The organism is Gordonia terrae, assembly GCF_051789125.1.
GTDB lineage: Bacteria > Actinomycetota > Actinomycetes > Mycobacteriales > Mycobacteriaceae > Gordonia > Gordonia terrae_A.
Window position 1 is genome coordinate 3,175,510 of the sequence record NZ_CP196526.1, and the last position, 23,167, is coordinate 3,198,676.

The 23,167-nt window shown below is 69.9% G+C and carries 19 protein-coding genes; 3 read left to right on the forward strand and 16 right to left on the reverse strand.

What is annotated here, in order from left to right:
* Positions 1-6: 6 nt before the first annotated feature.
* From ftsZ to ACSUZC_RS14400, 15 genes are all read right to left on the reverse strand, one after another.
* A complete protein-coding gene (gene ftsZ / locus ACSUZC_RS14330; RefSeq protein ID WP_439029198.1) occupies positions 7-1,179 on the reverse strand; it encodes a cell division protein FtsZ in 1,173 nt (390 codons plus the stop codon).
* 236 nt (positions 1,180-1,415) lie between these two features.
* Entirely contained in the window at positions 1,416-2,117 is a 702-nt protein-coding gene (locus ACSUZC_RS14335; RefSeq protein ID WP_439029199.1) for a cell division protein FtsQ/DivIB, read from the reverse strand.
* A complete protein-coding gene (murC, locus tag ACSUZC_RS14340; RefSeq protein ID WP_439033129.1) occupies positions 2,114-3,658 on the reverse strand; it encodes a UDP-N-acetylmuramate--L-alanine ligase in 1,545 nt (514 codons plus the stop codon). Before murC ends, ACSUZC_RS14335 begins: the two co-directional genes overlap by 4 nt.
* Before the next feature lie 55 nt (positions 3,659-3,713).
* Entirely contained in the window at positions 3,714-4,931 is a 1,218-nt protein-coding gene (gene murG / locus ACSUZC_RS14345; protein WP_439029200.1) for an undecaprenyldiphospho-muramoylpentapeptide beta-N-acetylglucosaminyltransferase, read from the reverse strand.
* Between the two features lie 50 nt (positions 4,932-4,981).
* Positions 4,982-6,958 carry a putative lipid II flippase FtsW gene (ftsW, locus tag ACSUZC_RS14350; RefSeq protein WP_439029201.1) on the reverse strand — a complete coding sequence of 659 codons (1,977 nt, stop codon included), beginning with the start codon at positions 6,956-6,958 and terminating at the stop codon, positions 4,982-4,984.
* Between the two features lie 52 nt (positions 6,959-7,010).
* Entirely contained in the window at positions 7,011-8,624 is a 1,614-nt protein-coding gene (gene murD, locus ACSUZC_RS14355) for a UDP-N-acetylmuramoyl-L-alanine--D-glutamate ligase (protein WP_439029202.1), read from the reverse strand.
* A 5-nt stretch (positions 8,625-8,629) separates the two neighbouring features.
* Positions 8,630-9,727, reverse strand: a complete 1,098-nt coding sequence (mraY, locus tag ACSUZC_RS14360) for a phospho-N-acetylmuramoyl-pentapeptide-transferase (protein WP_439029203.1) — start codon at positions 9,725-9,727, stop codon at positions 8,630-8,632.
* Positions 9,728-9,866: 139 nt separating this feature from the next.
* Positions 9,867-10,418 (reverse strand): UDP-N-acetylmuramoyl-tripeptide--D-alanyl-D-alanine ligase, encoded by a 552-nt coding sequence (locus tag ACSUZC_RS14365; protein WP_439029204.1) that lies wholly within the window; start codon positions 10,416-10,418, stop codon positions 9,867-9,869.
* Positions 10,415-12,043: a UDP-N-acetylmuramoyl-L-alanyl-D-glutamate--2,6-diaminopimelate ligase gene (locus ACSUZC_RS14370; protein ID WP_439029205.1), complete on the reverse strand. Its 1,629-nt coding sequence runs from the start codon at positions 12,041-12,043 to the stop codon at positions 10,415-10,417. The genes ACSUZC_RS14365 and ACSUZC_RS14370 overlap by 4 nt, the downstream gene beginning before the upstream one ends.
* Before the next feature lie 253 nt (positions 12,044-12,296).
* Positions 12,297-14,237, reverse strand: a complete 1,941-nt coding sequence (locus ACSUZC_RS14375; protein ID WP_439029206.1) for a peptidoglycan D,D-transpeptidase FtsI family protein — start codon at positions 14,235-14,237, stop codon at positions 12,297-12,299.
* 108 nt (positions 14,238-14,345) lie between these two features.
* Positions 14,346-15,209, reverse strand: a complete 864-nt coding sequence (locus ACSUZC_RS14380) for a hypothetical protein (protein ID WP_439029207.1) — start codon at positions 15,207-15,209, stop codon at positions 14,346-14,348.
* Positions 15,210-15,211: 2 nt separating this feature from the next.
* Positions 15,212-16,198: a 16S rRNA (cytosine(1402)-N(4))-methyltransferase RsmH gene (gene rsmH / locus ACSUZC_RS14385; protein WP_439029208.1), complete on the reverse strand. Its 987-nt coding sequence runs from the start codon at positions 16,196-16,198 to the stop codon at positions 15,212-15,214.
* A 229-nt stretch (positions 16,199-16,427) separates the two neighbouring features.
* Positions 16,428-16,868, reverse strand: a complete 441-nt coding sequence (gene mraZ, locus ACSUZC_RS14390; RefSeq protein ID WP_238423518.1) for a division/cell wall cluster transcriptional repressor MraZ — start codon at positions 16,866-16,868, stop codon at positions 16,428-16,430.
* A 481-nt stretch (positions 16,869-17,349) separates the two neighbouring features.
* Positions 17,350-17,748, reverse strand: a complete 399-nt coding sequence (locus tag ACSUZC_RS14395; RefSeq protein WP_439029209.1) for a DUF3040 domain-containing protein — start codon at positions 17,746-17,748, stop codon at positions 17,350-17,352.
* Positions 17,749-17,913: 165 nt separating this feature from the next.
* Positions 17,914-18,387, reverse strand: coding sequence for an SAV_6107 family HEPN domain-containing protein (locus ACSUZC_RS14400; protein WP_439029210.1), 474 nt, complete (start codon positions 18,385-18,387; stop codon positions 17,914-17,916).
* Positions 18,388-18,783: 396 nt separating this feature from the next.
* On the opposite strand from ACSUZC_RS14400, the gene ACSUZC_RS14405 reads away from it, so the two are divergent.
* The 3 genes from ACSUZC_RS14405 to ACSUZC_RS14415 all read left to right on the forward strand — a co-directional run bounded on the left by ACSUZC_RS14405 (position 18,784) and on the right by ACSUZC_RS14415 (position 22,126).
* Positions 18,784-19,458, forward strand: a complete 675-nt coding sequence (locus ACSUZC_RS14405; protein ID WP_439029211.1) for a GNAT family N-acetyltransferase — start codon at positions 18,784-18,786, stop codon at positions 19,456-19,458.
* A 1-nt stretch (position 19,459) separates the two neighbouring features.
* The gene (locus ACSUZC_RS14410; protein WP_439029212.1) at positions 19,460-21,094 is read left to right on the forward strand and encodes a phytoene desaturase family protein; all 1,635 of its coding nucleotides are present in this window, start codon (positions 19,460-19,462) and stop codon (positions 21,092-21,094) included.
* 81 nt (positions 21,095-21,175) lie between these two features.
* On the forward strand, positions 21,176-22,126 hold the full coding sequence (locus ACSUZC_RS14415) for an LppM family (lipo)protein (protein WP_439029213.1): 951 nt from the start codon (positions 21,176-21,178) through the stop codon (positions 22,124-22,126).
* Positions 22,127-22,181: 55 nt separating this feature from the next.
* Here ACSUZC_RS14415 and metF read toward each other — a convergent pair whose 3' ends face one another.
* Complete coding sequence (gene metF / locus ACSUZC_RS14420) at positions 22,182-23,159, reverse strand: methylenetetrahydrofolate reductase [NAD(P)H] (protein ID WP_439029214.1); 978 nt, start codon at positions 23,157-23,159, stop codon at positions 22,182-22,184.
* Positions 23,160-23,167: the final 8 nt, after the last annotated feature.

Below are 23,167 nucleotides of genomic sequence, written 5' to 3' on the forward strand. Positions count from 1 at the left end.
GCGCGCTCAGCGCTTCATGAACGACGGCACGTCGACGTCGTCGTCATCGAGCCGGACGGTGTTGCGACGCGGCGGCTCGGCGTCCTGCTCGCGCTCGAACGGATCGCCTGCGCCCTTGGGCATGTCACCGAACAGCGGATCGTTCTTGGCCGGCTGGGACACCGCCCCGGCCTGCCCCGGCCCGACCGCGGAGCGTCCCGCGGCGGCGGGCACATCGGCGCGCTTCTTCGGTGTGCCGCCGTCGAATCCGGCCGCGATGACCGTGACGCGCACCTCGTCGCCGAGGTTGTCGTCGATGACCGTGCCGAAGATGATGTTCGCGTCCTCGTGGGCGGCCTCCTGCACCTGCGTCGCGGCGTTGTGGATCTCGAACAGACCCAGGTCGCTACCGCCGGCGATCGAGATGAGCACGCCGCGAGCACCTTCCATGGATGCCTCGAGCAGTGGCGAGTTGATCGCCGACTCGGCGGCCTTGCGGGCCCGCTCTTCGCCCCGTGCCGAACCGATGCCCATCAGTGCGCTGCCTGCGTCGCTCATCACGCCCTTGACGTCGGCGAAGTCGACGTTGATCAGACCGGGTGTGGTGATGAGGTCGGTGATGCCCTGGACACCGTTGAGCAGGACCTCGTCGGCGCTGCGGAAGGCATCCATCAGGCTGACCTGGGCGTCGCCGAGCTGCAGCAGCCGGTCGTTGGGGATGACGATGAGGGTGTCGCAGGACTCGCGCAGAGCGGTGATGCCTGCCTCGGCCTGACCGCCGCGACGCTTGCCCTCGAAGGAGAACGGCCGGGTGACGACGCCGACGGTCAGTGCGCCGAGTTTGCGGGCGATCTGAGCGACGACCGGCGCGCCGCCGGTACCGGTGCCGCCACCCTCACCCGCGGTGACGAACACCATGTCGGCGCCCTTGAGGAGCTCCTCGATCTCGTCGCGAGCGTCCTCGGCGGCCCGACGGCCGACCTCGGGATCGGCCCCGGCCCCGAGGCCACGTGTGGAGTCGCGGCCGACGTCGAGTTTCACGTCGGCGTCGCTCATCAGCAGCGCCTGCGCGTCGGTGTTGATCGCGATGAACTCGACTCCCTTGAGTCCCTGTTCGATCATCCGGTTGACGGCATTCACGCCGCCACCGCCGATGCCGACGACCTTGATGACGGCCAGGTAGTTGTGCGGTGGCGTCATGCGCTCGCCTTCCTTGTGTGGGTCCTGCTCGTGATGGGTGGTGCTGTTGGCCGGAGGTGCCGGGCGACAAACCCTAAACCTGAACCATAGATTTAGAGTTATGTCAAGTAACTGCTTGTGGGGATGACGCTAGGCATCGAAGGCCGCGGTATCCACATCCGCCCTCGGCGTGTCGGCAAGTCGTACCGAATTCGGCCGGAGTTCTCAGCTTTTCGGCGTTCGACGGCCCGCGGAGCTCACCGGTACGCCGGGAACTCGGGACTCGACACGTTGTACATGGACGCCTTGCGTGTCAGCAGGTGCGTGAGAGTCCGTGCCTTCTCGTCGCCGCGGTCACTGTCCCCCCACACCACGGTCCGCTTGCGCGTCAGCGTGAACTCGATGTCGACCGGCGAGGTCGCGGTCACCCGGATCACCTGCCGGGCCAGCGATTCGGGGAGTCCGGCCACCGCGGCGATGGTCTCCCTCGTGGTCGGGTCCGCGGGACCCGGATTGGGGGTGTCGAGCACCGGCAGTTTGAGGACCTCGGGAGGGACGCCCTGGGTGCGGTCGTAGTCGAGGAAGGCCACACCCGACCTATCCAGGACGTGGACCTCGTCGCCGTTGTTGACGATCACGACGGGCACGCGTTCGGTGACCGTGATGGTGAGTGACGACGGATAGGTGCGCTGCACCCGGACCGACTCCACCGACGGGATGGTCGCGACCCGCTGCGCGACCGCCTTCGTGTCGACCTGGAGCAGGGGCGTACCCGCGGGCACGGCCGCGGCGCGCAGGATCTCGTCGGCCGGGATCGCACCGTTGTCGCGGACATCGGTGCTGCGCACCGACATCAGCGGGGTCAGGTAGGCGATCAAGACCAGACCGACACCGGCGGCGATGACCATCAGGGCGCCGAGGACCACGCGGGCCCGGCGTCGCTGTGGCCACCTGATCACGACACCTGCCCCGTCAGTCCGGGGTCCTCGGCGCCGGCGCCGGTGGCGTCGGGAGATCGGTCGTCGGGAGATCGGTCGTCGGGAGATCGGTCGGCGAGTGCGGCCAGGATCTCCGGTCCCTGCATGGTGATGTCGCCCGCTCCGAGGGTGAGGACCACATCTCCCCGTCGGGCGAGGTCGGCGACCTGCCCGGCGAGTCGGGAGAGGTCGGGGGCGAAGACTCCCGGCACGGTGAGCTTGTCGGCGATCGTGCGTCCGCTCACCCCTGGGACCGGCGCCTCACGGGCGCCGTACACGTCGGCGACGACCACCGCGTCCGCGAGGTCGAGGGCAGTTGCGAACTCGTCGGCGAACTCGAGGGTCCGCGAGTACAGGTGCGGTTGGAACACCGCGATGACGCGCCCGCGGGACGAGTCCCCACCGGCGCGCGCCGAGATCATGTCCTGTGCCGCCGACAGGACGGCACGCACCTCGGTCGGGTGATGCGCGTAGTCGTCTATGACCTCGACCCCGCCGCGTTGGCCCCGGAACTCGAACCGCCGGTGGACACCGCCGAACGAACCGATTCCGGCCAGGATCCCGTCGAGTCGCTCGGTGTCCGCGTCGGCGAGACCGGTGACCCGCGCCGCGCCGATCGCCGCGGCCAATGCGTTGAGCGCCATGTGTTCCCCGGGCAGCGGGAGAGTCAGCTGCCGTTCGGCACCGTCGGGGCACACCGGCGCCGCGAACCGCACGGTGGCCGTTCCCCCGCCGCCGCGTGCTTCCCAGGACTGCAGTGTCGCGACGTTGGGCACGTCGGGTGCGAGATCGGCGTGCGCTCCGCGCCCGTACCCGAGGACGGTCACCCCGCGGTCGGTCAGTGTTTCCGCGACGCGCCCGGCCAGGGCTGCCGACCCGGCGTCGTCGAGACACACCACCAGTGAGCCGCCGGAGACGATCCGCGCGGCGAATCTGTCGAACACGTCGACGTAGGCCTCGATGGAGCCGAAGAAATCGAGATGGTCGGCGTCGATGTTGGTGACGACGACGACGTCCGGGGTGTACTCGAGCAGCGAACCGTCACTCTCGTCGGCCTCGGCGACGAAGACGGGGTCGCCGCCGTGGTGGGCGTTGGTGCCCGACTCGTTCAGCTCGCCACCGATCGCGAAGGACGGGTCGATGCCCGCGTGCTGCAAGGCGACGACGGCCATCGAGGTCGTCGACGTCTTGCCGTGGGTGCCCGCGATGAGCAGGCTGCGCTGTCCGACCATCAGTTGAGCGAGGACCCGGGGACGCAACAACACCGGGATGCCACGGGACTTCGCGGCGACGAGTTCCGGGTTGGTCTTGGGGATCGCGGCGTGCGTCGTGACGACCACCGACGGCCCGCCCGGGATCTGGTCGAGCGCGGAGGGGTCGTGTCCCACCTGCACCCTCGCGCCGCGGGTCCTCAGTTCGAGAATGCCGCGGCTGTTCTTGGCGTCGGACCCGGACACCTGACCTCCCCGCGCGAGGAGTATCCGCGCCAGGCCCGACATCCCGGCGCCGCCGATACCGACCATGTGCACTCGCTGCAGTTCCGGGGGCAGCTCACCCGCACCGCCGGGCGACGACGTCTCATCGGTCACGTCGCGACCTCCCACGGCGTCCCGACCGGAAATCCTGGGCGAGTTCGATCGCGGCGGTCGCGACCGCCGCCGCGGCGTCACGGTGTCCGGTTCCGGCTGCTGCCGTCGACATCTGTTGCAGCCGAGCCGGATCCTTCAGGAGCGTCGGTACCTCGCGGGCCACCCAGTCGGCGTCCACGGTCGCGTCGTCGACCAGGAGTCCCCCACCGGCCTCGACGACCGGCAGCGCGTTGAGCCGCTGCTCACCGTTGCCGTGCGGGAGCGGCACGTAGATGGCGGGCAGCCCGGTCGCCGACACCTCGGCGACCGTCATGGCACCGGACCGGCACATCACCAGATCTGCGGCCGAGTAGGCGAGGTCCATCCGCTTGAGGTAGCCGACGGCGCGATACGGCGGCGCGCCGTCGACGACCGCGGGATCGATCGAGTTCTTGGGGCCGTAGGCATGCAACACGCCGATGCCGTTCTTGCCCAACGCTTCTGCCGCACCGGACACCGCGTCGTTGAGACGTTGTGCGCCTTGGGAGCCGCCGAAGACGAGCAGCGTCGGGGCATCGTCGTCGAGGCTGAAGTAGTGACGCGCCTTGGCCCGCAGCTCGGCGCGGTCGAGTTCGGCGAGGACTCCGCGGACCGGGATGCCCACGACCGTCGCATCGAGCCCGGAGCCGTCGACGGCCGCGAGGACGCGGTCGGCGAATCGTGCACCCACCTTGTTGGCGATCCCCGCCGAGGCGTTGGCCTCGTGGATGACGATCGGGATCCGGCGCCGCCGCCGCAGGTGCATCTGCGCGGCGAGGTAGGCCGGCACCGCGACGTAGCCGCCGAAACCGATGACGACGTCGGCGTCGACCTCGTCGAGGATCTTGCGGGTCGCGGCCACCGACCCGATGAGCCGTCCCGGTACCCGGGCCAGATCGAGTCCCGCTTTGCGTGGCAGCGGCACCGGTGGGATGAGGCGTAGGTCGTACCCACGTTCGGGGACAAGTGTGACCTCGAGGCCACGGCTCGTGCCGAGGGCGGTGATGCGGGCGGTCGGGTCGATGCGGGACACCGCGTCGGCGACGGCGAGCGCGGGTTCGATGTGCCCGGCCGTGCCACCTCCGGCGACCACCACCGACAGCGGGCGGCCCTTCGGCCGACCGGTCGTATGAGATTGTCCTGCACCCGAACTCACCGGTGTCGTCACTCCATTCCAGCCTGTGTCCATGTCTGGCGGGTCCACAGTCGCGGGTTCTGCGTCGTCTCGGGTCCGGCCGGTCAGCGTCGACCGGCGCCGCGGCGCGGCTGCCGATCCGGATCGGCGGACCGGGCGGAACGCGTCTGGTGGGCCCCCGCCCGCCAGCCCGGAGACGCCGGACGGCGCGCCGTGCCCTGTCCCTGATACCCGCCACCGTAGTCGACGCCGGGTCGCGTGGACCACGCAGACCGCGCCTGGCCGCGCGCAGCACCGTCGACGCCGGGTCGCGTGGACCACGCAGACCGCGCCTGGCCGCGCGCAGCACCGTCGACGCCGGGTCGCGTCGACCAGGTAGCCCGTCCCTGACCGCGCGCGGCCGCACCCGTGTCGCGACGCGGCGTCGTCGCGCGTGCACCGCGACGGTCGGCGGTGCGGCGCGCGTCCTGCGTGGGTTCGGTCGACCGGGCGCTCCGCTTCCAGGGCATCGTGAAGCGGGTGCGACTCCGGCCGGAGTCGTTCGCGGGTGCCCGTCCGCTGGGTGGCCGGGGCCTTCCGGCGGCGGGAGCCCGCCCTCCCCAGCCGGTTCGGCCGGTCGATCCGGGCGCCGACATCCGCGTCGCGGATGTCCGTCGCCGATCCAGCCGGTCGCGCAACGACTCGGCTCGGGTCTGCCGATAGGCGACGGGTGTCGGCAGCCGGAGCCACCGGGCGAAGCGGCCCGGCGAACCGGTGGTGAGGGTGGCGACCGCCTCGGGTTCATGCCTCGCGGCGTTGGCGAGCAGGCCGAGCATCGCGAGCACGGTCAGCGTGGACGTGCCACCTGCGGAGATGAGGGGCAGCTGGATGCCGGTGACCGGAAGGAGACCGATCACGTAACCGATGTTGATGAACGCCTGTGCGGTGATGAGCACCGTGATGGTCGCCGACATCAGTCGGAGGAACGGGTCGGTGGATCGGTGGGCGATGCGGAACCCGATGTAGGCGAGGACGACGAACAGGAAGACCACCATCAGTCCGCCGAGGAGGCCGAGTTCCTCGCCGATGATCGCGAAGATGAAGTCGTTGTGGGCGTTGGGCAGGTAGTTCCACTTGGCGCTGGACTGTCCGAGTCCCACACCGAAGACCCCGCCGTTCGCGAGGGCGTAGGTGGCCTGTCGCGCCTGGTAGCCGGCGCCCTGGGGGTCGTCGACGTTGCCGAGGAAGCTCATCACGCGCTGCGACCGGTAGCCCTCGGCGAGCGCGAGGATGACCGCGAGGACGATGCCGGACACCGCGAACGACACGAACACCTTGATCGGCAGGCCGGCGAACCACAGCATCGCACCGACGATGATCGCGATGGTGATCGTCGTCGACAGGTTGGGCTCGAGGATGATCAGCAGGCACACCAGCATCGCGACGGGCACGAGCGGGACGAGCAGTTCGCGCAGGGACGCGCGATCGCGGCGACGCGAGGCCAGCAGATGGGCACCCCAGATGCACAGCGCGACCTTCACCAGCTCCGAGGGCTGCACCGACAGTCCATAGATGACGAACCAGCGTCGGGCGCCCTGACTCAGGGTGCCGACCCCGGGGATGAGGACGAGGGCCAGCAGCACGACCGCGATGAACATCGTGGGTGCGGCGAAGCGTCGCAGGAGCCGCACCGGCAGGCGCAGCATGAAATAGAAGACGACCAATCCGAGCAGCGCGAAGATCATCTGCGTCGCGAACAGCCCGTACGCCGACCCTTCTTTGGAGTACCCCTCCACCGACGAGGCCGACAGCACCATCACCAGCCCGAAGGCGGTGAGCAGGAACGACATCGTGAGGATCAGCTGATACGACGCGAGCGGACGCGCCAGCAGGTTCCGGATGCCCTCGATGACCACCGCCGGAACGGAGGCGGTGGCACCCGCGGCCGCACCGGCCCGGCGTGCGGCCTCGGCGGGTTTCGTGCGCGAACCCCGCGTCGTCTCGGCGGAGCGCTCGGCGTCGTCGTCCCGGTTGTCGGCCGACGGGTCCTCGGATGCTGTCGAGGGCTCGGTCTCGCCGGTTGCGTCCGGCTCGTCGCTCACGGCGTCACCACCGTGGTCGGGGCGTCGGCCGCGGTCTCGCTGCCCACGCGACTCACCGTCCCGAACGCGTGGGCCCGGCGATGCGGCGCGCGGCGCCGGCGAAGGCATCGCCGCGGGCACCGTAGCCGGGGAACATGTCGAGCGAGGCAGCCGCGGGGGCGAGCAGCACCGCATCGGGAGTCGGGTCGCTGGCGACGGCGAGCTCCCAGGCTTCCTCGACCGCCCGTTCCAGAACGGCTACCGAGGTCGCCGTCCGAGCGGGGTCCGTGGGCGCGGAAGAGTGCGCGGTGGTGTCCGGCGATGAGGGGGCGGGAGTGGCCTCTCCCGGGCGATGCACGTTCACCGTGCCATCGTCCCCTGTGAATACTGTGACTGTTGGGACTTCTGGGGCGTGTCGCGCGATCGCCTCGACAACCAGTTGCCGATCTCGTCCGATCGCGACCACGCCGGCGAGGCGACCACCCACCGCGGCGAGCATCTCGTCCATCGATGCGCCCTTGAGCAATCCGCCGGCGATGAGCACCACCCGGTCGAAGGCCGACACCGCCGCCTGCGCGGCGTGCGGGTTGGTGGCCTTCGAGTCGTCGACGAAGACGATGCCGTCGCGGGCGGCGACGACCTCACCGCGATGGCCGGCCGGCCGGAACGAGTCGAGGCCGGCGCGCACCGCGTCGCGGTCGATGCCGACGGCCAGCGCCAGCGCCGACGCCGCGAGCGCGTCGGCGATCCCGGACGGTCCCGCGGGAACCACGCGGTCGGCGGCGAACAGGCGCCCGGCGCCGAAGGCCCGGTCGGTGAGCCAGCCGTCGTCGACGCCGAGCTCCCCCTCCGCCGGCCGCGCGAGTGTGAACCCGACCCGGCGACCCGAGGCAGGCAGACCGGACGCGACCGCGTCGTCGAGCCCGACGACCGAGACCGCTCCCCGCAGCGCGCCCGCCTTCGCCATCGCGTAGGAGTCGAAGGAACCGTGCCAGTCGAGATGGTCCTCGGCGACGTTGAGCACGACGCCGGCATCGGGTCGTACCGATGGCGCCCAGTGCAGCTGGAACGACGACAGTTCGGCGCAGAGCACGTCCACCCGCGGTGTCGCCCGCATCGCGTCGAGCACCGGCAGTCCGATGTTGCCGCATGCGGCGCCCGCCCGGTCCGATGCCTCGACGATCCCGGCGAGCATCGACGTCGTCGTGGTCTTCCCGTTGGTTCCGGTGACCACCAGCCAGGTACGCGGCTCGCCCAGCAGACCGGCGCGGTCCACGCGCCAGGCGAGCTCGACCTCGCCCCAGACCGGGACCCCGCCCGCGGTCGCCGCGTCGACGAGGGCATGTGTCGGAGCGAAACCCGGCGACACGACGACGACGGCGGTGCGGCCGGTCCACTCGTGATCGCCGAGCAGGTCCGACACCGCAACCGGCTCGACGCCCTGCGCGGCCAGCTCGTCGACCCCGGCCACCGCGCGAATCGCCGCATCGCGCGTCGCGTGGTCCGCATCGCGCGCGGCGAACCGGTCGTCGGCGAGCAGGACCTGCGCGCCGAGCGTCACCAGGTATCGCGCCGCGGACATTCCCGCCGTGCCGGCACCGCCGACCACGACGGTCCGTCCGTCGAGGTCACGCGGGGACGGTCCGTCGGGTTGCGAACCGGCGGCGTCGGGTCGCCGATCAGCCATGGGGCTCAGCCATTGGTCGTCAGGAACTCGCCGTAGAACAGCGACAGTCCGAGTGCGCAGGCGATGGCGGTGAGCAGCCAGAACCGGATGATCACGGTGGTCTCGGCCCACCCGCCGAGTTCGAAGTGGTGGTGGAAGGGAGCCATCCGGAACACGCGGCGCCCGGTGGTCCGGAAGAAGGCGATCTGGATGACCACCGACATGATCTCGGCGACGAACAGCGCACCGATCACGACGGCGAGCAACTCGGTACGCGTGGTGATCGACAGTCCGGCGAGCATGCCCCCCAGCGCCAGCGAGCCGGTGTCGCCCATGAAGATCTTGGCCGGCGCCGCGTTCCACCACAGGAAGCCCAGGCACGCGCCGCCACCGGCCACCGCGATCAGCGCGAGGTCGAGCGGGTCACGCACCTGGTAGCACCCGGTGGGGATCTCGCTGGGCGGCTTCGCGCCGCCCGCGCAGGCGTTGACGAACTGGAAGAACGTGACGAGGACGTAGGAGCCGAGGACCATCGCCATCGATCCCGCGGCCAGCCCGTCGAGCCCGTCGGTGAAGTTCACCGCGTTCGACCAGGCCGCCACCACGAGCCAGCAGAACACCACGAACACCACCGAGCCGAGAGTGATCGCGTCGATGTCACGCACGTAGGAGAGGTTGGTGCTCGCCGGGGTGTAGCCGTAGTCGTTGCGGAACTGCAGGACCAGGATGCCGAAGAGGATCGCCGCGACGAACTGCCCGATCGACTTGGCGGTCTTGTTCAGGCCGAGGTTGCGGTGCTTGCGGATCTTGATGATGTCGTCGAGGAAACCGACGACGCCCAGTGCGGTCGCGAGCCCGAGGACCAGCAGACCCGACGCAGTGGGTCCGTTCCCCGAGTCGGTGAACAGTCCCACCAGGTGCGCGCCGAAGTACCCGGCCCACAGCGCCGCCAGGATCGCGACACCGCCCATCGACGGTGTGCCGCGCTTGGTCTGATGACTCTTCGGGCCCTCGACCCGGATCTCCTGACCGAAGCCCTGCCGGGAGAACACCTTGATGAGGACCGGGGTGAGCAGGATCGACACCGCGATCGCGATCGCACCCGCGAGCAGGATCTGTGTCACCGTGCTGCCCTCGTGTCCACTCCGTACCCGACCCTGTCGTCTGTCACGCTTCTGTACCCGCCCACGTCTGTGTCCCCGAACCTGTCCTGTGTCGTGCGCCCGTGTCGCTCACCGGGCTCCTTCGCCGCCACCTGCGCGCTCACGGCTCCCCCTCGCCGTCGTCGGGTGCGGTCGCCGGCTCCGCGTCGGCGACCTGCCATCCGCAGCGCTCACTCCATGCGGCGATCACCGAGTCCAGATCCGCGGTCGCCGACGCCAGCAGCACGATGTCGCCTGCGGCAGGACGCCAGTCGGGATCGGCGTCGACCAGGCGAGCCGCGTCGTCGACCGACTCGACGAGGCGCGCCTCGTCACCCCACGAACCCTCCATGATCGCGCCCTGGTGCAGCGCACGGACCGACCGCGAGTCCCCGACACAGAGAGTCTTGTCGACGGCAAGCCGCACCGCCAGACGACCGACGAGATCGTGTTCGACGACGCGCTGGTTCTCGTCCAAGCTCGGCGGCGACGCCAGTTCGGCGATCACCGCCCACGTGCGTGGACGGTCGTCGCCGCTGGTCTCTCCCCCGGGGGTCTGGACTCCAGGCCGGCGCCCGCCCGCATGTTCGGCGAGTCGTCGGATCAGCACACGCGCGTCGTCGACCGTCACCGGCGCATCCCCGCGGAGGACCGTGACCACAGGTGCGGTCATCGATCACCCTCGCGCACAGCGGAACCCTCGAGCGCACGGGCGACGACCTCGCGATCGTCGAACGGATGCTTCACGCCGTCGATCTCCTGACCTGCCTCGTGTCCCTTGCCCGCGACGAGCACGATGTCACCCTCCCGAGCCCAGGCGACGGCGGCCTCGATCGCTGCGGCCCGGTCGTCGATCTCGCGGACCGGCTCGGCTCCGGCCGGACGGTCGGCGGCGGCCACCGCTCGCGCGCCGGCGGACACCTCGGCGCGTATCGCGGCCGGGTCCTCGGTGCGTGGGTTGTCGTCGGTGACGATCACGAGCTCGGCGCCGCGCGCTGCCGCCGCGCCCATGAGCGGACGTTTGCCGGTGTCGCGGTCCCCGCCTGCCCCGATGACGATCGCCACCCGGCCGGCGGCCTGCTTTCGCAGGGTCGCCAGGACGGCCTCGACCGCACCGGGTTTGTGGGCGTAGTCGACGAGGGCGAGGAACGGCTGTCCACGGTCGATGCGTTGCAGTCGCCCGGGCACGCTCACCGACGCGATGGCCTCGAGTGCGGTGGACACCCCGACCCCCGCGGCGTGCGCCACCGCGACCGCGAGCAGACCGTTGGCCACGTTGTAACGCCCCGGGAACGGGACCAGCAGATCGTATGTGCCGTCGGGCCCGGTGAACGGAGTGCGCGACGAGCCGTCGGCAGCGAGCTCCGAGTCGGCGGCGTGCCAGTGGGCAGGCGTCGGTCCCGTGGAGACCGTGACCGGTTGCATGTGCGCCGCTTCGCCCGGACGACGCGCGAGTTCGGCCATGCGCCGACCCCAGTCGTCGTCGACACACACCACGGCGCGCACCGCGTGGGTGGGCGCCGACGGCACGAACAGCTGCGCCTTCGCGTCGAAGTAGGCGTGCATGGTCTGGTGGAAGTCGAGATGGTCCTGCGACAGGTTCGTGAACGCGCCGATCGCGAAATGCGCGCCGTCGACCCGGCCGAGGGCCAGCGCATGACTGGACACCTCCATGACGACGGTGTCGACGCCGTCCTCCAGCATCGCGGCGAGCAGGGCCTGCAGGGTGGGCGCCTCGGGTGTGGTCAGCGAACTCGGCTGGGCGACACCGTTGACACGGGTCTCGACGGTGCCGATCAGCCCCACCGAGTGGCCCGCGGCGAGCAGCGCCGCCTCGACGAGGTAGGAGGTCGTGGTCTTGCCCGATGTCCCGGTGATGCCGATCAGCTTGAGGCGCTGCGACGGGTTGCCGTAGACGCGGGCACTGACGCTACCCAGGACGCTGCGCGGGGTGGGATGGACGAGGACCGCCACTGCGGTCTCCGGCGGCAGCACGCGGGCGAGCTCGGCGCGCCCGGCCGGGTCGGTCAGGATGGCCGAGGCCCCCGCGGCCACGGCCTGGTCGGCGAAGCGGGCGCCGTGAGTGCTCGATCCCGGCAGTGCGGCGAACAGGTCGCCCGAGCGGACCTCCTGCGCCCGCAGGGTGACGCCCCGCACGGACGTCTCCGATGCGGCGCCGCCGACCAGATCGAGTCGGGCGCCGGTTGCGGTGGACAACACCGCCACCGGGGTCGGGGTCACATCCTGCGGACGGATGGGTGTGTCGCCGCGTGCGGAGGTTCGTCGACGAGACGCCATGCTGCAGTCGCCTCCTCGGTTCTGTCGGGTCCGGTCCAGGCGCTGGGCCTGCTCAGGACTGTGATGGTCGCGAAACGGTGTCGGGCGCCGGTTCCCGGGGTGGTGCCGGGGCGGGCCCGGTGGGGGTCGGGGCTCAGAATTGCACTCACGATACCGACCGCCGGGTAGGCCCCCGGGACACGGTGCACGCTGCGCGAAGAGGTACGGGCGAGATGCCCGATCTGTCCGACGGCCCGCCCCGGCCCCGGCAGGCCTACCGGGCGGTGAGTGTCAGTCTCGGCGCGGGCGGCGAGAGCGGCACCTGGGATCGCTGCAGCATCCACGACGCGATGGTCGAGAACAGCGGTCCGGCCGACTGGCCGCCCGAGCCGTCGGAACTACGCCGCGGGTTGTCGAGCATGATCCCGATGACGTAGCGCGGTTTGTCCGCCGGCGCGATGCCCGCGAAGGTGATGTTGTACCGCGAGTTGGAGTAGCAGCCACAGGACGGATCGACCTGCTGGGCCGTCCCGGTCTTGCCGGAGACCTGGTAGCCGTCCACGGCTGCCGTTGTCCCGGTACCCATCTGCTCCCCCATCGGGTCGTTCTGTACCACCGACCGGAACATGTCCCGGACCGTGCGGGCGGTCGACTCGCTGACGACGCGGACCGGTTGCGGGCGCGCCCGGTCCTCCGGCGCCGACCCGTCGCGTTGTTCGGAGGCGAGGATTCGCGGCGCGATGCGCAACCCGTCGTTGGCGATCGCCTGGTACATCGCCGTCATCTGCAGCAGCGTCATCGAGAGTCCCTGTCCGATGGGCAGGTTCGCAAACGAACCACCGGACCACTGGCTGAGGGCGGGGACCTCGCCCGCGCTCTCGGCCGGCAGCCCGACGCCGGTTCGCTGGCCGAGGCCGAACCGCTTGACCATGTCGGCGAACCGTTCCTCGCCGATCCGCTGCGCGAGCATGAGCGTCCCGACGTTCGACGACTTACCGAAGATGCCGGTGGTCGTGTACGGCTCGACGCCGTGCGGCCAGGCGTCGCGCACCGTCACACCTGCCATCCGGATGTTGCCCGGCACCTGATGGACCGTGTCCGGCCTCGTGATGCCGTATTCGATGGCGGCCGAGGCCGCGATGAGCTTGTTGACCGAACCGGGCTCGAACGGCGACGTGACCGCGGGGTTGCCGAGATCGGCGTCGGGTTGTTCCGACAGCGGGATCGACGCGTTGAAGGTCCCGTCGTTGGCCATGGCGAGCACCTCGCCGGTCTTCGCGTCGAGCACCACCGCCGAGGCGCCCTGCGCGCCCGACGCCTGCTTGGCCTTCATCACCTGGCTCTGGACGAACCACTGGGTGTCGGAGTCGAGCGTGAGACGGACCGTCGCGCCGTTGAGCGCCGGATGCACGTTGCGCATGCTGCCGGGGATGATGGCGCCGTCGGAGCCGCGATCGTAGGTCCGCGACCCGTCGGTTCCCGAGAGGATGGAATCGAGCGACGCCTCGAGCCCGATGAGTCCGTTGCCGTCGTAGTTGACGTCACCGACGACGTTCGCGGCCAGCGATCCGCCCGGATAGAGACGGATGCTCTGGGGGTCGGCACCGACCTCCGGGAACTCCTCGGTGATCCGGGACGCGACGTCGGGACTCACCGATCGGGCGAGGTAGACGAAGGTCTCCTCACCGGTGACCTTGGCGAGCAGATCCTGCTCGCTGATCGACCCGCCGAGCGCCACCGAGACTCCCCTGGCGATGTCTTTGAGCCTGGTCTCGACATCGGGGAGGGCGGGGTTCTTGCGGTGCTCTTCCTCGATGGTCTTGCGTACCGCCTTGGGCAGGAACGTCAGCGACCGCGCTTCGTCGGTGTAGGCGAGTGGACGCCCGTTGCGGTCGAGGATCGCCCCTCGCTTCGCGGTGAGCACCTGGGTGTACTCGCGCTGTTGAGCCGCCTCGGCCGAGATGGAGCCGGCCTGCACCGTGTGCACGACGATCATCTTGACGGCCACCGCCAACACCACCAGCAGTACCAGCACTCCCGCCGCCCGGGCGCGGAACACGAAGCTGTGCGGCCCTGCGTCCTTGCCCCACCGGCTTTTTCCGCCGCGCCGCGGACCGCCGGCCGGCTTACCGCTGCCTGATCCCCGCCCGCCGTCCCGGCGCCGTTCCGGGCGAGACGGCCCGTGGCCGATCCGCTCGAAGGTCGCACGTGTCATGGTCGTCAATTGTTCACCGCCTCAACGCGGTGGGCCCGGATTTGGCCCCGGCGGGTTGGAGATGGTGCCGGAGATCCGGCGCACACCGATCCGCGCTGGATACATCTATCACGGGGTCGGGACCACGTTCGGAGCCGGCGTCGGTGTGGACGGCGCCGGATTCGCCGGGGGCACCGTACTCGTCGCGGACGGAATGGGATTCGCGCCGGGGGGCGTCGTCTGCCCGGGCGTCGGCGTCGCCCCGGGAGGCGTCGAGCCACCCGGAACCTGCTGCGGCGTCGTGGGTTGCGGCGTCGTGGGCTGTGCGGTCGCGGACTCGGACGTTGTTCCTCCCGACCCCTCCGCACCCGCCGACCGTCCGCCGAGTCCGATCGAATCGTCGACCTGGCTGGGATCGATGGTCTCGGCGGGATCCGGCTGGGTGTCGGGGTTGAGGCTCCCCATCGGGCGGCCCGACGCCGGGCTGGGCGTACCGACGACGCGTGGGCGGCGCGGGTCGTCGACGATCATGCGAGCCGGGTTCTGGGCCGGGATCATGCCGAGACGCGCTGCCTTGTCGGACAATTCGGGCGCGGAGTTGCCGCTTTCATATGTTCGTTTGAGGGCGTCCCGCTGATCGATGAGCGACTGGTTCTGCGTCCGTTCGATGCCGAGCTTGTAGGAATCCTGGGCGGCTTTGGTGGACAGCCACAGACTCAGGCCCAGACCGAGGACCAGCAAGGCGATGACGGGCACGACGAAAGGAGTGTGCTGCAGCCGCTCTCGGAGGGAGACGCCGGTCATCGACAACCCGCCGCCGGTACGACGCGGCGGCGCGACGCGTCCGGCAGCGGTGCGTCGGCGTCGACGGTCGAGCGCACGCTGGGCGGCGCGCGAGCGGGTGGCGCGTTCGGATTCGATCTGGGTCCGGCGCGATCGTCGTGAGGCGCGGTCGTCGTCGACGCGTGGGCTGGCCTCGTGCAGGATGGTCATGCTCAGCCCTTCTTCTCGACTCGTTCGATGGCGCGGACGCGGACGGGCGCAGATCGCGGGTTGGTGGCCAGCTCGTCGGAGTCGGGACGCTCGGCCCCGCGCGTGACGAGCCGGAATTCCGGTGCGTGACCCGGCAATTCGACGGGCAGGCCGGGTGGGGAGGTGGACAGGATGCGGGACGCGAACTCGCGCTTGACGATTCGGTCCTCCAGAGACTGGTAGCTCATGACCACCACGCGCCCGCCGACCACGAGCGAGGACAGGGCCGCGGGCAACGCCTCGCGCAGGACGTCGAGTTCGTGGTTGACCTCGATGCGCAGTGCCTGGAAAGTCCGCTTGGCCGGATGGCCTCCGGTGCGCCGGGTAGCCGCCGGGATGGCGTCGTAGAGCAGTTCCACGAGTCGAGCACTCGTCGTGAACGGCTCCTTCTCCCGCTCGCGCAGGACTGCCGAGGCGATACGACCGGCGAAACGCTCTTCGCCGTATTCCGAGAGCACACGGGCCAATTCGCCGTGCGAGTAGGTGTTGAGGACGTCGGCGGCGGTGAGCGGATCGTCGGAATTCATGCGCATGTCCAGCGGCGCGTCCACCGAATATGCGAATCCGCGACCCGCCTGATCGAGCTGCATCGACGAGACCCCGAGGTCGAAGAGTGCGGCGTCGATCGCCGGCTCCCCCGCCGCCGCCAGAACGTCGGCGATCTCGTGAAAGGTCGCCTGGTGCAGTGAGATACGGTCGGCGTGCCGGGCGAGGCGGCGTCGGGCGATGTCGAGAGCGGACGCGTCGCGGTCGATGCCGACGACCCGGACGCCGGGGAACGAGTCGAGCACGAGTTCGGTGTGTCCGCCGGCCCCGAGCGTGGCGTCGAGAAAGACCCGCCGATCGTCGACATCCAGAGTGGGCGTGAGCAACTCGACGATGCGGGTACCCATGACCGGAACATGGCCGAACTCTCCGGAGCGGCGCGGTTCGTCACCTGCTTCGTCCACGGAAGGGCCCCTATCGGAGTGTCGGCGGAATCGGCTGTCGGCGGGTTCTGCTCGTCGGCACGAGCCGGGGCGAGGTGAGACCGTCGTCCGGATGGAGCGGGGTCCCGACCCGATCACGCACCTGGCGTTGGGGAAGTACGCCAGGGTCGGACCGGGCCGGGGCCTCGTGCCACCCGGAGCACCTGGGCATCGACATCGTCGCGCCCGTGCTGGTCTCCACCTCTCTCGGCTACAACACCGCGTTCAGCGCGGCGGAGTTGGCGGCCGAGAAGTTCTCCTCGTGCTGGGTCTGGTACTCGTCCCAAGCGGCCGAATCCCAGATCTCGAGGTGATCGAAGCTGCCGAACACCACACACTCTTTGGACAGTCCCGCGTAGACACGGTGATCACCGGACAGGCTGATCCTGCCCTGACCATCGGGTCGCTGCTCTTCCGAACCGGCGAAGAACGTTCGCTGGAACGCACGCAGATCCGGATCGTTACGGGACGCCTCGACGATCCGCGCCGCGATCGCATCGAACTCCTCGGTTCGATACACCGACAGGCTGTGATCCTGGCCCTTGGTGACCACTACCCCTCCTGCAAGTGCGTCGCGGAACTTGGCGGGCAACGTGAGCCGCCCCTTGTCGTCCAACTTGGGCGTGTAGGTGCCGACGAATCGCACGGACACATCGACACCTCCTGCCCTCCGGGATCTGCGCCGTCATACTCCGACTCGCCAAACCCAGTGATGCCCACAGTACCCCACTTTCCACCACTTTCCACCCCCACAGCCCCCTTACGTCGCCCCTGTCAGCAAACTCGCAGTTCAAGAGCGCAAAAGATCGCCGACGGCCGCGTGTCGTCCGCCGATCGATCGGGACGTCTCCACCTCAACAGGGCGCGGGTACCGATACAGATGTGACCGATGAGCCGTGTGAGACCTCGGACAACACCGGGTGGGGCGAAGTGGGGCATTCGAGTGGGGCGAAGTGGGGAGCCCCGGTGGGGCGCAGTGGGGTGCGACATGAAATCGGTCAGTCGATGCAGGTGGACGCACGAAAAAGCCGCGCACCTCACGGCGCGCGGCTTGTTTCGGTATGTGGCTGACGTCTGTGGCGGTCGGCGCTCAGCCGGACGTCGATAGACGCGGGGTGGTCGTGGTCAGGAGATCATTCTTGTTCGAACCGGCGGTTGAACCGCTCTTCCATACGTTCGGACAACTTGCGCTTGGACCCTGCAGGCCCGGACTGCTTCTTCCCTCCGCGGGGCGCCGAAGTGGTGGCGTCGGACGAGCCGCCTCCCCACAGCGCGAAGAGTCCGGCACCGAACATCACGAGGAAGCCCAGCAGACTGACGATCGGGAACCCGCCGATACTGATGTCGACGATCAGTCCGCCGACGAGCATCACCAGTCCGACGACGAAGATCGCCGCCGCCTGCAAGCGACGACGACCACTCGACCTACCCAGGCGTCGACGTTTGACACTGGACGCAAACTTGGGGTCTTCCGCGTACAGAGCGCTCTCGATCTGTTCGAGCATGCGTTGCTCGTGCTCCGAAAGTGGCACCGACCCTCCTTCTACTGATCCGTGACGCCGACGAAGGTCACCCGCGACCGGAAAGGCGTCTGCGCCTATATCGTCCCATGATACGAGGTGAAACCGACCGCGACCACCATTCCTCGCTGTGGGAATCACCGGTCCGTGCCAGAAGTCGCAAAAGTGTGGCCGGATTCACGCCGTCGCCCCGATCTGCGGCAGCTCGGAACCCAACTTTCCCTGTTCGTACGCGATGATCATGGTTTCGACCCGACGCAGGAAGTCCAGCACGAGCATGCGCATCCCGGCGACGCTGTCGGGATCGAGTGTGCGGATGATCCCGGACTCGATCTTCATCCGAACGGGCGACAGGGCGGCGAAGCGGGCCGCGATGGGCGCGAGCTCCGGTGCGACCACGCCGATGCGGGTCCAGGCGTTGGACGTCTTGCGCCGGACGGAACCGACCGGCTCGTGAACGGCCAGCGCCGCCCCGGAGGCGCGCAGCGCCACGAGGTACAACTGACGGAACCGCTCGGCGTCGTCGGTGACCCCGTCGGCGTTGTCGAAGAGCAGGTGGGCACGCTCGAGGAGGTCACGAGCACGACCGACCATCATCGGGTCGACCCGTGTCGACGGGACGGAAGCGGTGGCGCTGCGATGCCTGGCCATGGCGACCTCCTCTGCGATGTGTGTGTCCGGCGGCAGACGCTTCCCTCGTCCGCCGCCGGACCGTGTCTCTGGATGAACGCGAACAGCTTGCGGAGGCACATTCATCGAACATCCGTTCGACACGTTCAATATAGCTAGGCTGGCGTCTGTCTTCAAGGCGTATGGGAGTCTTCGACGCCCCCGGGGCCTTCGCGGACCCCACGACGCCCGAATCCGCCGGCGAGATGTACAACAACGACCAGCGACGACCCCATTCCCCGCAGAGTCTGCATCATCGAGAGGACATTTCCCGGACGTGGCCCACGAAGCGATGCCCCTCGAGGTGAAGGTCGCGCGCTCGACGATGACGGGCGTGGGAGCAGGCGTGGCCACGACGACGCAGAGGACGGACGTCCGTTGACCATCCGCGTGGTGCGCCTGCACGGTCAGGATGCGCATGTGTGGCTCGAACCCGCACTCGACATCTACGTGGCGGCCATGGACTATCCGCGCGGCACGGAGATCCACCGTGCCGGCCTCTGGCGCGAACACATAGCCAGGCCGGGCTGGCATGCGGTCGGCGCGGTGGGCACCGTGTCACCCCGGGAGGCACGCACGATGCCCGTCGCCCGGCGCCGCGTGGGACCGCCGGTCGGCGTCGGCCCCGACGACATCCTCCTCGGCATCGCCTACGGGTACACCGGCGCGACCGGACAGTGGTGGAACCAGCAGCTGCGCGTCGGACTGCGGCAGACCGGGCGGCCCCCGGAGCTGATCGAGACGATCGCGCGCGACTACTTCGAACTCACCGAGCTGCACGTGCACCCGTCGGCGCAGGGTCGCGGCATCGGGCAGTGGCTGCTCGCCCGGTTGCTCGCCGACCGTCCCGAACGTCACGTGCTCCTCTCGACACCCGAGATCCCGGCGGAGGACAACCGCGCGTGGTCGCTGTACCGGCGCATGGGTTTCTCCGACGTCCTGCGTCACTTCACGTTCTCCGGCGACCCTCGCCCCTTCGCCTTCCTCGGCCGACCACTGCCGCTGGACCTCCGTCCGCCGGCAGCCGGCCCACGCACCCGAACGGGGGCATGACATGCACGGCACCCGACGCGACGCGATCGTCATCGGCGCAGGTCACAACGGCCTGATCGCCGCGGCATATCTGGCGCGGGCCGGACAGGAGGTAGAGGTCCTCGAGCGGGACGAGATCCCCGGCGGCGCGGTCTCGACCGTCGAACGCTTCCCGGGTCACCGGATCGATCGCGGCTCCTCTGCCCACCTGATGATCAGGCACTCCCCCGTCATCGACGACCTGGAGCTGGGCGCCCACGGCCTGCGTTACGTCGACTGCGATCCGTGGGCCTTCGTGCCCGCCACCGCCGACGCACCGGCCATCGTCTTCCGCACCGACCTCGACGCAACGTGCGCCTCCATCGAGAATGCTTGTGGCCCAGAGGATGCCGAGGCCTATCGGCGGTTCGTCGCGACATGGACACCGCGTGCGTCCTCGGTCATGGACGCGTTCTATCAGCCCGCCACGATGGCCCGGTTCGGCCGGGCCTTCGGCGGCCTCGGCCACACCGCGTCCACCGCGCGCACCGGGATGTTCGGACGACGCTCCGGGCGGGTGGCGAACCTGACCGCCGAGCTGATGTCCTCCGGCGACACCCTTCTCGACGGGTACTTCCGTTCCGAGCAACTCAAGGCGGGTCTCGCCTGGTTCGGCGCTCAGTCCGGGCCGCCGATGAGCGCCCCGGGCACGGCTCCGATGATCGGTTTCGCAGCACTCATGCACCGCATCCCGCCGGGTCGTGCGATCGGCGGCAGTGGCGCGTTGACCGAGGCGCTCGTCCGTCGGATCGGGCAGGACGGTGGACGCATCACCTGCGCCGACCCCGCGGTGTCGGTGGCCCGCTGCGGCGATCACTGGCAGGTCCGGACCGAGTCCGGTGAACTGCGCTGCGCCGCCACGGTCATCCACGCGTGTCACATCCTCACGACGCTGGACATGCTCGCGGCGGGCGGCTTCGACGCCGGGACCATCGATGCATGGCGACGCACCATCGTCGTCGGCAACGGCATCGGGATGGCGGTCCGGCTCGGGACGACATCGCTGCCCGACTACCAGGGGCTTCCGGCCGATCTGCCGTCGCATGGCGTGCACTCGGCTCTCGGATTGCTGGTCACCGACCGGGCGCAGCTCGCCACCGCGTACGGCTCGGCGGCCGCGGGACTGCTGCCACCCCGCCCGGCCGTGGTGGCGATGAGTTACTCCGCCATCGACCCGACGCTGGCCCCGCCGGGACGCAGCGTGATCAATCTCTGGGCGCAGTGGCATCCGTACCGGTTGGCCGAGGGTGACTGGTCCACGGCCGGCGCCCGGGCCGCGCAGGCGGTCTGCGACGAGGTCGACAGGTACGCACCGGGATTCGCGGCGTCGATCGACCATCGATACGTGCAGACACCGCAGGATCTGGCGGACGAACTCGGTCTGATCGGCGGCAACATCATGCATGTCGAGATGTCCATCGACCAGATGTTCATGTGGCGTCCCACGCCGGACCTCTCCGGTCACCGCATCCCCGGCGCGGACGGCCTGCTGCTCGCCGGGGCGTCGACGCACCCCGGCGGCGGGGTCACCGGCGCAAGCGGTTACATCGCCGCGCACCTGGCTCTCAAACGAGGGGCCCTGACCCGCAGGCGCGGGTTTCCGTTCGGCCGTTCCTGACCGACGCGGTACCGCCAGGCCGTCGCCGCCGGACGCGGCGCGGGCTGTGGGTGACCCGCGGGCCGCACCCGGTCTGGCACGATGAGCACCGTGCGATCGTCGAATCCCCAACAGGGTGCGCCAGAATCCCGTCGAGTCCGGCGGCTGCTGCCGTCCGTGGTGGCCGTCGCGCTCGTGGCCGTGTCGCCGCTGATGGCCGGCTGCCTCGAACGCTCCACGACGGTGGGTGACCGGTATTCGGGGAGCGTCATCGTCGCCACCACCCCGGACAATCCTCGCGGGGCCCCGCAGCTCGACCTCCCCGAATCGATGGTCGGGCAGGTGTCGGTGACCGACTACCGCGACACGCCCGAACCGGCGGGGGCCGCCGAGTCGTCCGCCCCGAGCGGCGCTCCGGCGTCCGAACCGGCTGCCCCCTCGGACACCGACGAGGGGTCCGGGGACGGGAACGCCGACGAGGACGATCCGGCCACCCGGGTCGGCACCCGCGCGACGTTCACCGACCTCACCGCGGGGCAGTTCGGTCAGCTCGGCGACATCGTCGCCGACGCCTACGGTGATACCTCGCTCACGATGGACCTCACCGCCAAGCGCAGCGGTGAGGTGGTGCGCTTCCGCGGCGACGCCGATCTGTCCGAGCTCGTCCCCGGTCGAGATTACGTTCAGCTCACGGTCACCTTCGGCGGTCCGGTGACCGCGACGAACGGTGAGCAGATCGGGGAATCGACCGTGACCTGGACGCCGGCGCCCGGCGAACCGTCCGACTTCAGCGCCGACGCCACCTACCCCGATCCGGCGACCGCGGCCGTCGGCAGCTGGTCGTGGTTCGTCGCGCTGATGTGCGTGATCGTCGTCCTGGTGATCGTCCGCATCGCCTACACCAAGCGGTATCGGGGCCCGCGGCCCGGCCGTCCGGTGGCGAACACGACCGCACCCTCGAGCATCTCCGGGGAAGGCCTCGCCGCCGCGGCCGACCCGGACGCTGCGCGCACCCACTCCGGGCCGACACCCCCGCCGCAGGTTACGCGGTAGCCCGCCACCCGGCCCGGGGAGCCCCGGCCGACCGATTCGGTCCGCGCGACCGGGGTCAGGCCGGGACGTGCAATGCGGCGTCGATGTCGACGCCGAGCCGTCCGAGGACCTCGGTCGTGGCCTTGGCGAAGTTCAGGCTGCAGAAGTGCAGGCACGGAACACCTTCGGCGACGAGTCGCTGCGCCATCTCGGTGGCGAAGTCGATGCCGACCGCCCGCACCGCGGCACGGTCCTCCTCCGCGCCGTTGCCCGCCGCCCGGGCGAAGCGCTCCTCGACGTCGGGCGGGATGACCGAACCCGACAGCTGCACCATCCGCCGGGCAGTGGCCAGCGAGGTGACCGGCATGATGCCGGGGATGATCGGTTTGGCGCCCTGTTCGGGATCGGCCGCCTGGACGCGGTCACGCAACCGCAAGTAGTGCTCCACGTCGAAGAACATCTGGGTGATCGAGTACTCCGCCCCGGCGCGCAGCTTGCTCACCAGCGTGCGGGTGTCGTGCTCGATGTCGGGTGATCGGTGATGGGTCTCCGGAAACGACGCGACGCCGACGTGGAAGTCGCCCAGTGTGTCGATGAGGCGGACGAGTTGCTCGGCGTATTCGACGCCGTCGGGGTGGGCGACCCACTCGCCGAGCGGGTCGCCCGGAGGGTCACCGCGCAGGGCGAGGATGTTGGTGATGCCCTGATCGGCGTAGGCGCCGACGAGCGCGCGCAACTCGGCGATGCTGTGGTTGACCGCCGTGAGGTGGGCCACCGGCAACAGCGTGGTCTGCGCCGCGAGCTCGCCGGTGATGCGCACCGTCCGGTCCCGGGTCGAGCCGCCGGCACCGTAGGTCATCGACACGAACGCGGGCGACAATCGCTCGAAGGTCCGGACCGCCCGCCACAGCCGGGCCTCCGCCTCGGCGTCGCGCGGAGGGAAGAACTCGACGGAGAACGGGACCGGGCCGCGATGAGGTGCGGACAGGCGTTCGACGATCGAGGGTGCCGGAGCGGTTGGGGTCACCCGCACAGTGTACGGAGCGATTCGCATAGCCTGGC

Excerpts from the sequence above, each read along its gene's own strand:
- ftsZ (WP_439029198.1), bottom strand. The coding sequence starts at position 1,179 with ATGACGCCACCGCACAACTACCTGGCCGTCATCAAGGTCGTCGGCATC.
- murC (WP_439033129.1), bottom strand. The coding sequence starts at position 3,658 with ATGGTCGGTATCGGCGGCGCCGGGATGTCGGGCCTGGCGCGGATACTC.
- murG (WP_439029200.1), bottom strand. The coding sequence starts at position 4,931 with ATGGACACAGGCTGGAATGGAGTGACGACACCGGTGAGTTCGGGTGCA.
- murD (WP_439029202.1), bottom strand. The coding sequence starts at position 8,624 with ATGGCTGATCGGCGACCCGACGCCGCCGGTTCGCAACCCGACGGACCG.
- ACSUZC_RS14365 (WP_439029204.1), bottom strand. The coding sequence starts at position 10,418 with ATGACCGCACCTGTGGTCACGGTCCTCCGCGGGGATGCGCCGGTGACG.
- ACSUZC_RS14370 (WP_439029205.1), bottom strand. The coding sequence starts at position 12,043 with ATGGCGTCTCGTCGACGAACCTCCGCACGCGGCGACACACCCATCCGT.
- ACSUZC_RS14375 (WP_439029206.1), bottom strand. The coding sequence starts at position 14,237 with ATGACACGTGCGACCTTCGAGCGGATCGGCCACGGGCCGTCTCGCCCG.
- ACSUZC_RS14380 (WP_439029207.1), bottom strand. The coding sequence starts at position 15,209 with ATGACCATCCTGCACGAGGCCAGCCCACGCGTCGACGACGACCGCGCC.
- ACSUZC_RS14400 (WP_439029210.1), bottom strand. The coding sequence starts at position 18,387 with ATGGCCAGGCATCGCAGCGCCACCGCTTCCGTCCCGTCGACACGGGTC.
- ACSUZC_RS14410 (WP_439029212.1), top strand. The coding sequence starts at position 19,460 with ATGCACGGCACCCGACGCGACGCGATCGTCATCGGCGCAGGTCACAAC.
- ACSUZC_RS14415 (WP_439029213.1), top strand. The coding sequence starts at position 21,176 with ATGAGCACCGTGCGATCGTCGAATCCCCAACAGGGTGCGCCAGAATCC.
- metF (WP_439029214.1), bottom strand. The coding sequence starts at position 23,159 with ATGCGAATCGCTCCGTACACTGTGCGGGTGACCCCAACCGCTCCGGCA.